We start from the raw sequence: 16,037 nt of genomic DNA, 5'->3' as shown, positions 1-16,037 counted from the left end.
GCGGCGCCCCTCGCGGCCGGGCGCCCGCGCAACCTTTTTTTAAAGTCGCAGTGGTTTTGGAAATCCGGAAGGCCTCCGAAAGGGGGTCTTCCTTAACTTTAAGCTATGAAGCAATCTCTCGCCCTTTTCGCGGCGCTCCTTTACCTGGGTGCGTCAGCGCAGAACAACCACGTCCTCATACCCGCCGGGGATTCCGAGGCGGACATCGTCAAAAAGGCCGCAAACGTGGTCCCTTCGCCGCGCCAGCTCCGCTGGCAGGAGCTGGAACTGACGGCCTTCGTCCATTTCGGGATGAACACCTTTACCAACAAGGAATGGGGCGATGGCAAAGAAGACACCCATCTCTTCAACCCCGATCGGCTGGACGCCCGTCAGTGGGTCCGGGTACTAAAGGCCGCCGGCTTCAAACAAGTGATCATAACCGCCAAGCACCACGACGGTTTTTGTCTCTGGCCGAGCGCTTACACCGAACATTCCGTAAAAAACAGCCCCTACCACGGGGACGTCGTCAAGGCCGTGGCCGACGCCTGCCATGAATACGGCGTCGGGTTTGGCGTATATCTATCTCCCTGGGACAGGAACAACCCGGACTATGGCGATTCGGAGAAATACAACCGCTATTTCATGAACCAGCTGACCGAGCTCTTGACCCACTATGGCAAGGTGGACGAGGTGTGGTTCGATGGCGCCAACGGAGAGGGGCCCAACGGGCACAAACCGGTGTATGACTTCAACGCCTGGTACGCATTGATCCGCCGGTTGCAGCCGGGAGCCGTGATCGCGATCATGGGGCCGGATGTGCGCTGGGTGGGCACCGAGTCCGGTTATGGCCGGGAGACGGAATGGAGCGTCATCCCCGCGGACAAGAATGCCCTGGAAAAGATCGCGGACAATTCCCAGAAAGACGTAGCATTCGCCCCCATCGGCGATAAGATGGAGAAGGACCTCGGCAGCCGTGAAAAGATCCTCGGCGCGGCAGGGCTCGTGTGGTATCCCGCGGAGGCCGACGTATCGATCCGGCCGGGGTGGTTTTATCATGCCGACCAGGACGCCCATGTCAAGAGCGTCGACAAGCTGATGGATATTTATTTCTCTTCAGTGGGCCGGAATTGCACCCTGTTGATGAACGTGCCCCCCGACACCCACGGGTTGATCAGCGACAGCGACGTCAGCCATTTACAGGCGTGGGCCGCCGCCCGGCGCGCGGTCTTTGAGCACAACCTCGCCGCCGGGGCGCGCGTCTCGGCCAGCAATGGTCGGCACGCGGCCGCGACGCTCGATGACGCTTACGATACGTATTATGAAGCCGGAGACAGCACCGCTACACTGACATTCACGCTCCCGCAACCCAAGGCTTTCAACGTCCTGTCCCTGCAAGAGGAAATTTCAGCAGGCCAGCGAATAGAAAAGTGGGCGCTGGAATATAAAGACGGTGGCGACTGGAAGGAAATTACGTCCGGAACGACCGTCGGTTACAAGCGACTGCTGCGCTTCCCGATGGTGACCGCCAGGGAAGTCCGCCTTCACATCCTATCGTCACGGACGAATCCGACGCTTGCGGCGTTTGGGTTATACCGGGGGCCACAAAATTGAGGCCGCGGGCGGCTACAGAGGTGTGGAAAAAGCTCCACGGACGTCCCGCCGCGGCCCTCGAAAGCCCCGGAAAGGCCCTGGAAACACGACTTCGCCGTTTGGCAGGGTTTTTAGATTATATACATAAACACCATACCATGAAACGATTCGCATCAATTATAGTCTTTTTTTTGCTGGCCGCTAGTCTAACCAGTTGCGTTGAGTCACACTACTATCATCGTTACCATCACCATTCGCGTGGATGGTACGACCACCGTCATCAGCCCTATCCTGCCGGAGTAAACTTCAACGTGGATGTCCGATAGGAAAGAGGCATGCATGGCTATATGGCTTGGACCCGGGTATCTTACCCGGGTTTTTTTATCGCGCCCCGGGCCCTGGACAGCTGCTGAAGGGTAATGCCCAGGTAGGATGCAATGTGGTAGGGCTCCGCACGCTGGGTGACCAGGGGCTGCTGGTGGAGCAGCTGCGCATACCGCTCGTGCGCGGGGGTGACATGCAAACCGAGGTGGCGGTGATAGAACTGGACGAAATCCTGCGTCACCACGCTCCGCAAGAAGCGTTCGATCGCGCGGTATTTTTGCGCCATGGCTTCCAGGGAGTCAAAGCTCAGCAGGAACAATTCGGTGGGTTCCATCGCGACCAGGTGGCAAAGGGCCGGCCGCCGGGCGAGCAACCCGGGAAGGTCCCCCGCAAAGGCATTGTCAAAGAAAAAACCATCGGTGACTTCCCGCCCGTTCCGCAGGTAGTACTTCCGGATATACCCTTCCGAAACAAAAGCCAGTTGGTGCGTGCTCATGCCTTCTTTGATCCAGGCGTCACCCAGGTCCAGGTGACGGATGCGGACGGCCTTTGCCAGCGCCATCTGCTCTTCTTTCTGCAAGGGAGTGATGTCGTTCACAACGTTGAAAAAGTCGTTCAAGGGTAGCCGTTTTGTAATAAGTTAAACGGCGTCGTTCTCCGCGGTGCGGGCCGCCGGTCTCCTATAGTTTTGTTAAACGGTCCGCGGGCGAACGGCCGGTGTCTCGAAAGCGTACACTGCTATGGTTATTGCGTATTGATTATTAGGGTCTTGCGGCCTGGCCTCTGATTTGTGCGCGTGTAAGAATGCACCTGAAACTCCTCCTTCGGAACGCCCTCCGTCATCCGTTTTATACGGCGGTGAATGTGGTTGGTCTGGCCATCGGCATCAGCGCCTGTTTCCTGGTATACCTGTATGTTCATTTCGAACGCAGCTATGACGGATTCCATACAAAGGGTAACCGGATATACCGGGTATCGATGGACCTCCACGGGCCCGCGGGGGATGGCAAGACGGCGTATACGCCGGGCCCGACGGGTATGTATCTTCAATCCGAATTTTCGGGGGTGCAGGCTTTTTGCCGGGTGCAACCCGAATCGATCCTGGTTACGAAAGGATCGGTGAAATTCCAGGAAGACAATACGCTGGACGCGGACTCGACCTTTTTCTCGGTATTCAGTTTTCCGCTATTGTCCGGCGATCCCCGGACCTGTCTGACCAGGCCTTACAGCGTCGTACTTTCGCAGACGGCCGCAAAAAAATATTTTGGAGACGCCGACCCCGTCGGTCAGCGAGTGGAATTGACGGGATGGCGGCAACCGGGTGTCGTGACCGGCTTGATGAAGGACCTCCCGGAGAATTCCCAGTTCAGCGCGGACATGGTGATGTCGATGTCCACGCTCACGCAGGTGTGGGATACGACGACGGATAGCCGCTGGTGGGCGCCCAACGTGTACACCTATGTGCTGCTGGCGCCTGGCGCGGAAACGGCGCGCCGGTTACAGGCGGCGCTCCCGGATTTTATGGAAAGGCACCTGGGCGATATCGGGAAGCTGCACCAGGAACGCTATGCGTTCCGCCTCGAGCCGCTGCCATCGATCTACCTGCATTCGGACTATGGAGGCGCCGTGGTGGGTAACAACGTGTACGTGACCATCTTTTCGATGATCGCCGTCTTTTTCTTGCTGGTGGCGGGGATCAATTTTGTAAACCTGACCACGGCCAGGGCGGTGGAGCGCGCCAGGGAGGTGGGCGTGCTGAAGGTAATAGGGGCGCAAAGGGGACGGCTCGTCCGTCGCTTCGTCCTGGAGTCGGTTTGTCTGGGCCTGGCGGCTTTTGTCGTCTCGATAGCGCTGGTGCAGGTGTTTATGCCGCTCTTCGTACAACTGGTCGGCAAACCGGTTACTACCGGGCGTTACTCCACGCTGTGGCTGCTGTTATTGTCCGTGGGCATCGGCCTGGTCTCGGGCATATATCCCGCCCTGGTACTATCGTCCTACCGCCCGGTGCTCGTGCTCAAAGGGCGTTTCTCCGGCAGCCACCGGGGACGTTTTTTGCGGAAGCTATTGGTGGTGGTTCAGTTTACGCTGTCGATCGGCCTGATCATCGGAACGGTCGTCGTCTACGCGCAATTAAGCTTTATGCGGAACCAGGACCTGGGTTTCCAGACGGAACAGGTGCTGGTAGTGCCTTCGAACGGCGATCCGCTGTCAAAGCGTTTCAAGGAGGATGCTACCGGGCTGCCGGCTGTGGTGTCGACCAGCTTTTCCTGGTCGGTGCCCGGAGACGGAATCAACGATTGGCAGCTACAGGTGCAAAATGCACAGGGGGAGCCGCAACGCGTCAATTTGCCGGTCAACGCGGTGGACGAGCACTTTATCGACCTGTACGGATTGAAGATCGTCGCCGGCCGGAAATTCTCCAACGCCTTCGCCGATACCACGCACGCCGTCATCCTCAATGAAGCAGCTGTCCGCGCCCTGGGCTACCGCCGCACGGAAGACATTATCGGGAAGCCGTTCAAGGTACCGGGTGAGACCGAGGGACAGGTGGTTGGCGTCGTCCGGGACTATCACCTGTCTTCGCTACAGAATCCCATCACACCGGCCGCCTTGCGGATGACCCACTGGCTGGCGGGCAATATATCGATCCAGGTCCGGACCAGGAATATGAGCGCCACCCTGCACTCGCTGGAATCGCTCTGGGACAAGCTCGTCCCCAACCGCCCGTTCCAGTACAAGTTTATGGATGAATACTTCGACCGGCAGTACCGCGGCGAGACGCGCTTCGGAAGGCTGTTCATCTATTTTTCCGTGCTGGTCATCCTGATCTCCTGTCTCGGCCTGCTGGGTCTTTCGTCGTACAATACCCTCCAGCGCACCCGTGAGATCGGTATCCGCAAGGTGCTGGGCAGCTCGGTTTCCGGGATCGTCGTGCTGCTTTCCAGGGAATTCGTACAATTGATCGGCATCGCCTGGATAATCGCGGCCGCCACCGGCGGCTGGCTCATGTATCATTGGCTGCAAGCGTTCGCCTACCGGGTCGCGGTGAGCTGGTGGATGATTGCCGTGGCCGGCGCCGCTACGCTGTTGGTCGCGCTGGCGACCGTGGCCTTTCAATCGATCCGCGCGGCCCTGGAGCCCCCGGTCAAAAGCCTTCGTGCGGACTAGTCATATCGCCACCTTTCCGAGCGGCCCATACCTTTCCCCCTTTCGCCTCCAGGTGGCTTTGGTGCTGCGGGGTTGGACGAGGTTCTCGGTCCCGTCCAGCAAAAAGGCCTTCAGGATACATTCGAGCAGCAGCTCCTTTAGCTCTGGCGTATGCAGCTGGCAGTGCAACATCTTTTTTGCTTCCTGTAGCATGGGGGTGGTGGCGAAGGCGAGCCCGTCGCCGGACACTATGCTGAGACGGCCTTTGGCGACATTGGCCGAGAAATGCTGGAGCTGCGGGAAGATGCCGGTGAGCGTTTGCAGGAAGGAATACGGGAAGTGTACGGAGAGCAGGCTGGGTTGTTTGGTCTTGGGGATAAAGGCGTGCCAGTTGTAACGGGAGAGATAACGGATGCTGTATTGAGAGAGGTGCATGTCTATCGGACCGTGGTCATCCAGGTGATAGGAGAAGGGGGCCCATAACGGGATAAATATTTCCGGCAGGTTGGTTTCCCCGATTATGTTTATGTTAAGATTTTCTTTGAGCTCGAACAGGTGATACCGGATCAGGAAGTCTTTTACTTTTAATTCATAGAACAGGATTTTCCCGAAGGCGCCCTTGACGGCATACAAGGTGGGTATGTTCGGTGTCTTGTAATCCTTGTCTATACCGGGTTGTATGGAATCATCGCGCTCGAGGACCTGCGGCGTGCCATTGCAAATGAGCGAATGCATGAGGGAATGATTTGCGCCAATTTCAACAAAAACAAGCGGGGCGATCTCCTTAATCGGGAATATTTTTTTGTTGGATACCCTAACGGCAGGTCTTCAATCCTATTTGATTAATGCATCAAACAATATTTCCACGGGATGCAATGCCTTTCTCCCCGTGCCATCTTTGATCTGGTGGCGGCAGCTCGTACCGGGCGCCGCGATGAGGGTGTCTTCTTCCGCCGCGCGAACGGCCGGTAGCAGCACCAGCTCCCCGATCTTTTGGGACAAGTCGAAGTGCTCCCGCTCATACCCAAAGGAACCCGCCATGCCGCAGCAACCGGAAGGTATCACGGACACCGTATAATTACTGGGAAGGGACAACAGCTTGACCGAGCCCGCCACCGTCGACAGGGCCTTTTGCTGGCAGTGGCCGTGTAGCTTGACGGTCCTCGGTTCGGTAGTGAATTGCCCGCTGCGGATATGACCCCGGTCGATTTCCCGGGCGATGAAGTCGTCTATGAAAAAGGTGTTGGCGGCGAGATCCCTGGCGGCGGGCAGCTGCTTGTCGGATGCCAGGTCGGGGTATTCGTCCTTAAACGTAAGGATGGCTGATGGTTCTATGCCGATCAGCGGCGTCTCGTCGGTGACCAGCGGGCTCAGTAACCGGATGTTTTCCTGGGCGATGGCCTTGGCCTTGCGCAGCAGACCCTTGGAGAGCCACGCACGGCCGCTTTCGCCGTGGGCCGGGAGGATGACCTCGTAGCCGAGGCGCTCCAACAGTTCGATGGCTTTGATGCCGATTTCGGTGTCGTTGTAGTTCGTGAATTCGTCGCAGAAGAGGTAGACGCGCCTGGCGGCGTTTCCTGTAGGCTTGTGGCGCGCGTGCCACTTGCGCAGCGTCGTCTTGTGCAAGGTAGGCATGGACCTGTCCTTCGCAAAACCGGCAATGCCCTTGATGATCCCGCCGGTAAGCTTATTCGATACCATCGCGTTATACAGCCCCGGCGCGATGGAGCCCAGCGCGGCGGAACGCGCGAATCCCGCGATAAGCCTGGAGCGAAACGGCACACCGTTGGCGTCATAGTAGTGCTGCAGGAACTCGGCCTTCAGCTTGGATACGTCGACGTTGGAAGGGCATTCGGATTTGCAGCCCTTGCAGCTCAGGCAGAGGTCCATGACCTCGTAGATTTCCTTATGGTCGTAACGGTTTTCCTTGGGAGAGCGGGTCAGGAACTCGCGCAGGATGTTGGCGCGGGCGCGGGTGGTGTCCTTTTCGTTCCGCGTCGCCATATAGGAGGGGCACATCGTACCCCCGCTGGCCTGGGTCTTCCGGCAGTCCCCGGAACCGTTGCATTGTTCGGCGTGTTGCAGGATGTCGTTCCCCGTGAACCGGAAAACCGTGGGTTGGGGGAAGCCTTGTTGTTGACCGGGGGTATACCGCAGGTGGGTATTCATTGGCGGGGTGTCGACGATCTTACCGGGATTGAAGATGCCCTGGGGGTCCCAGGCGTGTTTGATGTCCTTTATCAGCCCGTAGTTTTTGGGTCCGACCATTTGCGGGATAAACTCCCCCCTTAGCCGGCCGTCCCCGTGCTCCCCGCTGAGAGAGCCCTGGTACTTCTTGACGAGGGTGGCGATCTCCTGGGCGATGGTCCGGAACATCCGATTCCCTTCCTCGGTCTTGAGGTTAAGGATGGGGCGGAGGTGGATTTCTCCGCTGCCCGCGTGCGCGTAGTGCACCGAAGAGAGCCCATAGCGGGTGAGTATCTGGTTGAACTCGCGGATGTATTCCGGGAGCTGTTGCACGTCGACCGCGGTGTCTTCGATGACGGGTACCGCCTTGTCGTTTCCCGGCAGGTTGCCGAGGAGCCCGAGGGCCGCTTTGCGGAGGTTCCAGACCTTTTTGGTGTCCTCGCCAAAGAGCAGCGGGAAGTGGAATCCCAGGCCTTCGGCGCGCATGTCGGCCTCGATCCTGGCCGCGGTTTGGGTGATGGTTTCCCGGTCGTTGCCCCTCAGCTCGACCGCGAGGATGGCCCCTGGGTCGCCCTGTACGAAGAACCGGTTCTTGCGTTGCTCGATGTTGTCCTTGGTGCACTCCAGGATGTAGTGGTCGATCAGCTCGCTGGCCGTGGGGTGGTACCGGAGGGCGACGAGGTTGGCGCGGAGGGATTCGTCCACGCTGTTGAAGTGGACGCACAGCAGACCGACTTCACCCGGCGGGATCGGTACGACGTTGAGCTTTATCTCGGTCAGGAACGCCAGCGTTCCTTCAGAACCCGCGATCAGCTTGCAGAAATTGAAGTCGGGGCCGCCCAGCGTAAAAGGGGCGGTTTCCAAAAGGACGTCCAGCGCGTATCCCGTGTTCCGCCGCTCGATGGAGGGCTTTGGGAATTCCCGGCGGATTTCGTCCTGGTTGCCGGTCTGGCTGAGGAGGTGACGGACGGTGCGGTAGACGTTCGCTTCCAGCGTATCGCCTTCGCACTTTTCGTGAAAAGTATCTATATCCACTGCGTGAAAAACGGCGTCCGAGCCGTCGCTCAGGATCGCCTTGACCTCCAGCAGGTGTTCCCGGGTGCTCCGGTAGACGACCGAATTGGATCCGCACGAGTTGTTCCCCACCATGCCGCCGATCATCGCCCGGTTGGCGGTGGACGTTTCCGGGCCGAAAAAGAGCCCGTATGTCTTGAGGAACATATTCAGCTCGTCCCGGATCACGCCGGGCTGTACACGCACCCAGCGCTCTTCGGGGTTGACCTCGAGGATATTGGTAAAGGTCCTGGAAACGTCGACGACGATCCCCCCGCCCACGACCTGTCCGGCGAGCGAAGTACCCGCCGTGCGGGGGATCAGCGAAACCTTGCCGGCGCGCGCAAACGCGATCAGTTTCTTTATGTCGGATTCGTTCTTCGGAATGGCTACGGCCAGGGGCATTTCCCGGTAGGCGGAGGCGTCGGTGGCGTAGAGGGTCCGCATCGCGGTATCGTCATACAGTTCCCCTTCAAGCTCGTCCCTCAATGGCGTCAATTGGATCATTTCTGTGAAATCTTCAAAATAGAGGCTAAAATTATGAAAATTATCTATTTCGTAGGTGGACTAAAGGCCTTTACTAAATTTGACCTATGAAACACTTCATCGTCGTTTTACTTACGCTCTTTTGTGGCCGCGCCATCGCGCAACGCGCCACCCCGGACGTCATCTCCACCGATGCCGGACAGCTCAGTATACAACCCATCAACCACGCCACGCTGGTGATGACGGTCGGTGGCAAGGCCATTTACGCCGATCCCACGGGTGGCGCCGCCGCCTTCACAGGTCTGCCCGCCCCGGACCTGATCGTCGTCACCGACATACACGGCGACCACTTCAGCCCCGAAACCCTGACTGCCATCGTAACCGCCAACACACAGCTGGTCGTGCCCCAGGTCGTGGCGGACAAGCTGCCCGACGCGTTAAAGGCGCGCGCCGTCGTGATGCACAACGGAGACCATCAAAAGCTGCTCGGTTTTGGCATCACCGCCCTGCCGATGTACAACCTCCCCGATGGCCCCAACGCCGCCATGCACACCAAGGGTCGCGGCAACGGCTACGTGCTGGCGATCGGCGGTAAGAACATCTACCTCTCCGGCGACACCCAGGGCATACCGGAAATGCGTGCGTTGCGGAACATCGACGTCGCGTTCGTGTGTATGAACCTCCCCTATACCATGGACGTAAAGGAAGCCGCGGACGCGGTGCTGGCGTTCAAGCCGAAGATCGTCTACCCCTACCACTACCGCGGGCAGGGTGGATTCTCCGACGTCGCACAGTTCAAGACGCTCGTGGCGGCCGGCGACCCGTCGATCGACGTGCGGTTGCGGACCTGGTATCCCGCCCAGGGAAAGTAACCCCGGGGAGCGCCTTCCAGGAGAAACGCCCTCTCACTTAAGTGTTTGGCATTCAGTTCGCCGGTTGTCTTTAACAACCGGTTGGGGGAAAATTTAACCTCATGGATTACAAAAAAATAGTATGTTTACAGACGAGTCATTCAATATCCGTTATCCTAAGAGAAAACGTGTATGCGTTACGTACTATTATTGCTTATCTTCTGTATAACCTTTGGTGTCCTTGACTCGGTACCGCGGTACCGGGGAAACGCTCCTTCCATTGGTTCGGTCGCCGCTCCCGCGGCGCCGGACGCGCATAGGGCGTCGGACGCGCGCAGTTACATCCACTCCGCCGCGCTGATCGTTCACCATTCCACTCCCGCAGTCCATTTTCATAAGCGTCATTCCATCAGTCAGTTCGTGGCGTTGCACCGACCTGCGGTTCGCCCCGGCGCTTCGTCTGCCCGCCCTGTTGCCCCGGCGGCGCCCGACACCGCTCTTGCGGTTCCCTCCTATCACGCCGCCATGGAAGACATCGTCCATGGTACGGTGGAACCGGGCGAAGCCCTGGACCCCCATCAGATGATGGATGAGGCGTCCATGGACGACATGGGCGCCCCCGACGTCGATCGCCTGTCCCCCGTGGCCATCGCGATGGCTCAGGCTTCCGGGGACCTGGAAACCCCGGACGGGCCTTCGCCGGAATCCCTGGCGGATTTTGCGCGCCTGGCAAAGGACATGACGGGCATGCCCATCCTGCGGGATTCGATCCGCAACAGCCTGATGGACGCGCACGGCCTGCAATTCGGTGGGATCGCCGGTTTGAACTGGTCCGGCGCCTCCGCCGCCAACGCCTCCGGAAAGGTCTCCGGGAGGCCGCTTACCGGCGTATCCCTGGGGATCTTCGCCGACGTCCCGGTAAATAAACACCTGTCCATCCGTCCCAAGGTCGTCTACGAATACCAGGGCTATAGGCCCAACGTCGACGGTCAGCCGGTAAACCTCCACGTAGCCTATCTCCACATAGCTCCCGACTTCGTCTACCACACCGACTGGGTGAACCGGCGGTTCTTCGTGGGCGCGGGTCCTTATCTCGCCTATGCGCTGAATGGAACCTATAACCTGAAGGGTATTGACAACGACATGAGCTTTGGCGCCGGCGCCGGGGCCAACCTCCGGCGGACCGACGCCGGTCTGGGCATGACGGCGGGTTTGCTGATGGACCGGAACTTCGTCCTGGGAGCGCAGATGGACCTGGGGTTGCGGAACATCGCCCCCGAAGGGCCCGCCCGCATCCATACCCGGAGCGTCGGGCTGTCGCTTATGTACGTTTTCCGTAACCGGCAGCTGTTTTGACCCTGTTCCTGTATTTGCGACCCTTCTTCAGGCCGATGGTGGCCATCAGCCCGCTGGTTTGGGCCTTGATCCAGTAATTGAACACGAATTTTTCCCTGTCCCTTTCAAAGTAGATATCGACCGGCTTTTTGCGCGACTGTGGCAAGAGTACGTTGAGCGCAACCGTCTCGAGGCGCAGGAGAAAACCTCTGTGGCTCAGGGTTCGTTTATCGAGCAGCCGGACCCCGAGGCCATCGTAAAAAAAGCCCATGGTACCATAGATGGCGTATTTGTTGCCCGACCACGAGGCGAAAACGGTGTCGGCCTGCCCGCTGGTGATGCGCACGGCGGCCGCCGGCACCGAGATCGCGGAGAAGCGGGTGAGGTCGAGCGGCGAGGCCGCACACGAGGCCATGAATCCCGACAGCGAATCTCCATAGGATTCCTGATAGGAAAAACGATGGATACGTCCTCCGAACAGTGACGCACCCGCCTCTATCCGGAGGGTATCGTCCACACCGGCCCGGCTGTACAGGTTGGTCACCGCGCCGTTGATGTCGTCCAGCGGGATAACGCTCCACCGCCCGGTGGCCACGGACCGTTCGTGGTAGGTAACGGTGTCGTGCGCCAGCAGGACCGAATCCACACGCACCGGGAAGCGGATCCTGCCGGTCAGCTGCGTGGGCATCGGTTTTTCGATACCGTGGTGGAAGGGCATGTTCTTGTCGCGATAGGCTTCCAGCGAGACGCCGTCCAGCAGGATGCGCTGCGCGGTGATCGCCGAGTCGCCCGCTCCGCCGTTCCCAGTGCCTCCGCCGTTCCCTTGGGCGCCACCGAGCCCGACGCCGCTCACCGTGACGGCGCGACCCCTTATCGTAATAAAGTCGGTTTGCCAGGTGGCCTTGGCAAAGGACTGCTCCAAATCGAGCCGCGGCAATACGTAAAAATTATTGACTGTCAATGACTTGTTTTCCGGATTCCACGCCAGCCGGGCCGCCGATACGTTCAGGGTGGCGGTGGTTAACCGCGCGGCCCCGGAGTTGAGCGTCACCAGTCCCGGCCACTCCTGCCATCGGAAAGTCATGCCCTTGGCGAGGTGTAACGTATCCCGGGTAACCCTTCCTTCGAGTTTCGACGCCTGGACGCTGATGCCCTTTGACCGGTAGGTCAGGCGCCCGTCCTGCCAGTGCGCTTCCACGTCGGTGGTGATACCCGAATGCCCGGACGGCAATACGATGTTTTTTAACCGGGCGCTGAGGGTGGCGCTGGCCGCGATGGTGTCCTTTGGTGTTTGGCTGGAAAACCGAACCGCCGCCGCCTGGAACTGCAACGTGTTGAGCCGTAGGCGACTCATGTCGCTGGAGTGCGCATCCATGCTTAGTCGGACGCGCGGGACCCGCAGCATTAGCTTCTCCGAGCGGTAGTCCAGGTCGCTGATCTCAGCGTCCCCGTTTGGGGTCAGCGCGCCGCTCCCGATCGTCAGACCTGCGCCCAGGGCCACGCCGGAGAACCGCGCGCCGACCCTGTCCCAGGCCAGGAAGCGGCCCTCCGACCGCAACCCGTCGACTTCCAGCCCTTCCACCGTACCCGCAATCCCATTGCTCCCCGCCGCCCCCCGCAGATCGATGCGATCGACGTCAAGGCGGCGGACCCGCAGGACCGGGAGGTCTTTGGGCGCCGGGGCGGCGGCTACGTTGTCCGCGGCGGCCGCCCCAGCGCTGTCGCGTCCCGGCCCCGCGCTGCTTCGGCCCAGCGCCAGTGCGCTGTCGCTGATCGTCAGGCGGTCCGCGTGGATCGAATCCAGTTGTATGGCCTTGGTCTTTTGATAGACGTCCCAGTCGAGCACATTCCAGTAGACATTGGTCGCCTGTAGACGCAGTCCCTTGGCGGTTTGGAGGGACACCGACTCCCCGACGCTGACCGATCGCTGGCCGTCGAAACGGTAATGCCGGACGCCCAGTTGCAGGGTGGGGGAGGAGAAGCTCAATTCCCCGATGTGCCAGCCGGGGATCGCGCGTTTGATATCGACGAGGCTGTCGCTGATAAAAAAGAGGTTCAGCAGGATGTGTGCGTTCAGGTCAGTGACGTTTCCCTCCAGCGGGTTCGTGCCCTCCGCACGATAGTGCGCAGCCCCGTGCGTCACGGTGAAATCGGCCACGTCGATGAGTTCGCTGACGTTGTGGAGGGTCTTATAGAAGAGCGCCATTTTCGCCTCCGACGTGGCCGGCGCGCCTTTGGGCGCCGCCGCACCCGCGCGGGACGCGCCACCCAGCAGCGGCGCCGATCCGCCCCGGTCCGTCATCGATATTACGGGTTCGCGTAGCTCCGCCGCCGAGGCGCGGAGGTGCTGTTGGAGGAGGTCGCCGAGGCTGATATCGCGCAGCACCAGCTCGGGCGCGTGGAACGTCACCGCTTTGCTCATGGCGGTGGGCAGCGTCGGTTCGTACACGACGTCGTGGAAGTAGGCGCCGGTCCCGTGCATCGTAAACTCGCCGATGGATAGTTTATACAGGCTGTCTTTTGTCAAAAAGGCGATGCTGTGCAGGTTGATCCTTACGCTATCGGTATGCAGGGGTGGGTCGAGGAGGGGGTTCAGGTCGAGGTTGAAGACGTCGAGGTTCGCGCGTCGGGTTGACGCGCTTTGCTGGCGGCCGTCCTTGCTTTGCAGCGCGAGGTCGCCGTCCACGACCGAGATAAAGCGGACATTGATGTGTTTGAACAGGTAGTTGCGCACCCGGGCGGCGGAGTCCTTCGAACGCCCGCCGTAGGCGGGTACGGACAGCACGGGGTTGACGCAGGTCACGGTATCCAGGAGGAGCTCGTCCTTCTGATATATCGCCGGCAGGTGCCGGGAATTGAAAAAAAACTGGTCCGCCTCCAGCGTGATGGCGCCCCGCCCGCTGTCCGCCGGCTGCCGGTAGGCAAAGGAGTCCAGCTCGAAGCGCTGACCTTTGCTGTTGAAACGCAGCCCGCGGAAGTCGATGACGTGCCGCCCGCCGGCCAGCGGCCAGTGCTGCCGTCCCATGGACAGGAATACCTTATCGGAGCCGAGCAGGTGGCTGTCCTCGTTGTTGACCTGGGCGAAGTTGGACACCACCAGCGTGATGCCCTCGCCCTGCAGGGGCTCGGTCCCCGCCGGGCCGTGAAAGACAAAAGCCGCGTCGCGAAGGGAAAAAGCATGGACGTTGAAGTGAACCAGCGCCGTTTGGAGGTAGTCGAGGATGTCGGATGCTTTGAAATCGGCGTGCGTTTTGCGGACGCTATTCTTGAGGACGTGCATGTCCATCACGGGACGGAGGATCGAAAGGCTGTCCACCAGGATTTTCTTTTGGACCAGCATCTGGCGCCAGCTGTTGATGGACAGGTAGGCCTCGGGGATACGGATGTTGTACCAGGCGTCGGTTTGCGTGGTGTCCCGGCAATAGAGGATGGCGTCTTTGATCAGGATACTCCGGTGACGGAGGGATAAGGTCACCGACCGGGCGTCAAAGGCATACACGCCCTTGGATTCTTTGTCGACCAGGTACCGGAGGCTTTCTTTGGCTCGATAAATGAGCAGGAACCAAAGGATACCCGCGCCCGCCAGTAGGAGAAATACCGGCAGGCCAATCGCCCACAAAAGCCGCCTTTTCCCTTTCGCTGGTCTCATAGTAGTGTTGGCGATGCGCCAGGGCCGCATCGAAGAACTATAAAATTATATTAACTTTAGAAAGAACCGGAGGGTTATGGACAAAATTATTCAGGGTGGAGGCTCACGCAATACGATTGAGACCATCCTAGTCTTGCTGCTGCTCGTTGCCCTGATGTGGGCATTATATGATGTGCTCCGCGTGTTTTTCGGCGTCCTGACCTTCGCGTTGATTTTCTCCGTTTCCTTTACCGGCCCCTTCGAACGCCTGGTGCGTCTGTTCGGCAACCGGCGCAAGATTTCCGCGGTCGTCTATTCGATCCTCCTGCTGGCCATCTTTGCCCTGCCGTTCATCTACATCATTTCCGCCCTGCGCAGCCACGTCAAAGACGCCATCCAGTGGATCGGGCAGATCAAGGAATCCGGTCTGCCGCCGTTACCTCGCTGGATAACCAACCTGCCCTTCGTAGGGGAGGAGGTGGGCACCTTCTGGCAACAGCTCCAGGAGAGCCCCAAGGAAACCATCGCCATCCACGGGGAGCAACTGCGCGGCGCGCTCCGCCGCATCCTCAGCTCGGGCGCCGGGGTCCTCGGAACGACCTTCCAGTGCATCGCCGGCATCATCATTTCCGCCTTCCTCCTCGCCTCGGGCGAACACCTGCTCGACCCCATCAAAAGCGCGCTGACGCGCCTGCTGGGCAAGAAGGACGGGCTGTCCCTGCTCCGCACCACCACCCAGTCCATCAAGAGCGTGTCCATCGGGGTGATCGGCACCGCCTTTATCGCCTCGATCCTTTCCTGGGTCGGTCTGACCATCGCGGGGATCGGTTTTTCGCTGATGCTGTCGGCGCTCGTGTTTTTCCTGGTCCTTATACAGCTGGGGCCCCTGCTCGTATGGGTCCCACTGTGTATATGGGCCGCCACCCAGGGGCATCCCGGCACGACGGTTTTCCTGATCATATACGGTATCGGCCTGCTGATCGTGGACGCCCTCCTGAAACCCATCCTCCTGGCCGCCGCCGGCGGCAAAATGCCCTTCCTCGTGCTCTTTATGGGGGTCATCGGCGGGCTCGCCGCCTGGGGGTTCACCGGAATGTTCAAGGGCGCGATCATCCTATCGGTCTTTTACACGCTGTTCACCTCCTGGCTGGAGCGCAAAAGCGATGAACCGCCGCCGGGCCGCCCCAGATCCACCGGGCCGGTAACCTGAAATGTCGTATCTTTAAGTCTACAGCTCACCAAAAGAAAGGAGGTATTCATGAAACAAGCAGCTTATTCATGGAAACGTCCCGTTAGTATCGCCTAACCAGGATTTTTCATTAGATAACTGTGCGTCTCAAAGACGCTAAAGCCAGGGTTCCATCCCTGGCTTTATTTTTTGCCCTTTGTTGGCTGGCGTCGTTCGCGCTGGCCGGCGTCATTCGCATGCCGGCTGTACGGAGGGGTGTGGTGGG

9 protein-coding genes are annotated in these 16,037 nt (G+C 59.7%); 5 read left to right on the top strand and 4 right to left on the bottom strand.

Annotation, left to right across the window (positions count from 1 at the left end):
• Positions 1 to 105 precede the first annotated feature (105 nt).
• The gene (locus VL547_RS22775; RefSeq protein WP_325582329.1) at positions 106 to 1,593 is read left to right on the top strand and encodes an alpha-L-fucosidase; all 1,488 of its coding nucleotides are present in this window, start codon (positions 106 to 108) and stop codon (positions 1,591 to 1,593) included.
• A 346-nt stretch (positions 1,594 to 1,939) separates the two neighbouring features.
• Here VL547_RS22775 and VL547_RS22770 read toward each other — a convergent pair whose 3' ends face one another.
• Positions 1,940 to 2,515, bottom strand: a complete 576-nt coding sequence (locus tag VL547_RS22770; RefSeq protein ID WP_325582327.1) for a Crp/Fnr family transcriptional regulator — start codon at positions 2,513 to 2,515, stop codon at positions 1,940 to 1,942.
• Between the two features lie 185 nt (positions 2,516 to 2,700).
• On the opposite strand from VL547_RS22770, the gene VL547_RS22765 reads away from it, so the two are divergent.
• Entirely contained in the window at positions 2,701 to 5,064 is a 2,364-nt protein-coding gene (locus VL547_RS22765) for an ABC transporter permease (protein WP_325582325.1), read from the top strand.
• Here the strand turns inward: VL547_RS22765 and VL547_RS22760 are convergent, their stop codons facing one another.
• Positions 5,065 to 5,778 carry a hypothetical protein gene (locus tag VL547_RS22760; protein ID WP_325582323.1) on the bottom strand — a complete coding sequence of 238 codons (714 nt, stop codon included), beginning with the start codon at positions 5,776 to 5,778 and terminating at the stop codon, positions 5,065 to 5,067.
• 99 nt (positions 5,779 to 5,877) lie between these two features.
• Entirely contained in the window at positions 5,878 to 8,790 is a 2,913-nt protein-coding gene (locus tag VL547_RS22755) for an FAD-binding and (Fe-S)-binding domain-containing protein (protein WP_325582321.1), read from the bottom strand.
• Between the two features lie 86 nt (positions 8,791 to 8,876).
• Here VL547_RS22755 and VL547_RS22750 point away from each other — a divergent pair, with 86 nt between their 5' ends.
• Positions 8,877 to 9,641, top strand: coding sequence for an MBL fold metallo-hydrolase (locus VL547_RS22750; RefSeq protein WP_325582319.1), 765 nt, complete (start codon positions 8,877 to 8,879; stop codon positions 9,639 to 9,641).
• A gap of 171 nt (positions 9,642 to 9,812) precedes the next feature.
• A complete protein-coding gene (locus tag VL547_RS22745; RefSeq protein WP_325582317.1) occupies positions 9,813 to 10,976 on the top strand; it encodes an outer membrane beta-barrel protein in 1,164 nt (387 codons plus the stop codon).
• Here the strand turns inward: VL547_RS22745 and VL547_RS22740 are convergent.
• A complete protein-coding gene (locus VL547_RS22740) occupies positions 10,942 to 14,604 on the bottom strand; it encodes a hypothetical protein (RefSeq protein ID WP_325582315.1) in 3,663 nt (1,220 codons plus the stop codon). The two genes, VL547_RS22745 and VL547_RS22740, sit on opposite strands and share 35 nt — an antisense overlap.
• Before the next feature lie 76 nt (positions 14,605 to 14,680).
• Here VL547_RS22740 and VL547_RS22735 point away from each other — a divergent pair, with 76 nt between their 5' ends.
• A complete protein-coding gene (locus VL547_RS22735) occupies positions 14,681 to 15,793 on the top strand; it encodes an AI-2E family transporter (protein WP_325582313.1) in 1,113 nt (370 codons plus the stop codon).
• Positions 15,794 to 16,037 lie beyond the last annotated feature (244 nt).

The sequence above is a fragment of the Dinghuibacter sp. genome (assembly GCF_035492835.1).
In the GTDB taxonomy this organism is placed as follows: Bacteria; Bacteroidota; Bacteroidia; order Chitinophagales; family Chitinophagaceae; genus Dinghuibacter.
Note: the sequence above shows the minus strand (reverse complement) of the source record. Positions and strands in the feature narration are given on the sequence as shown.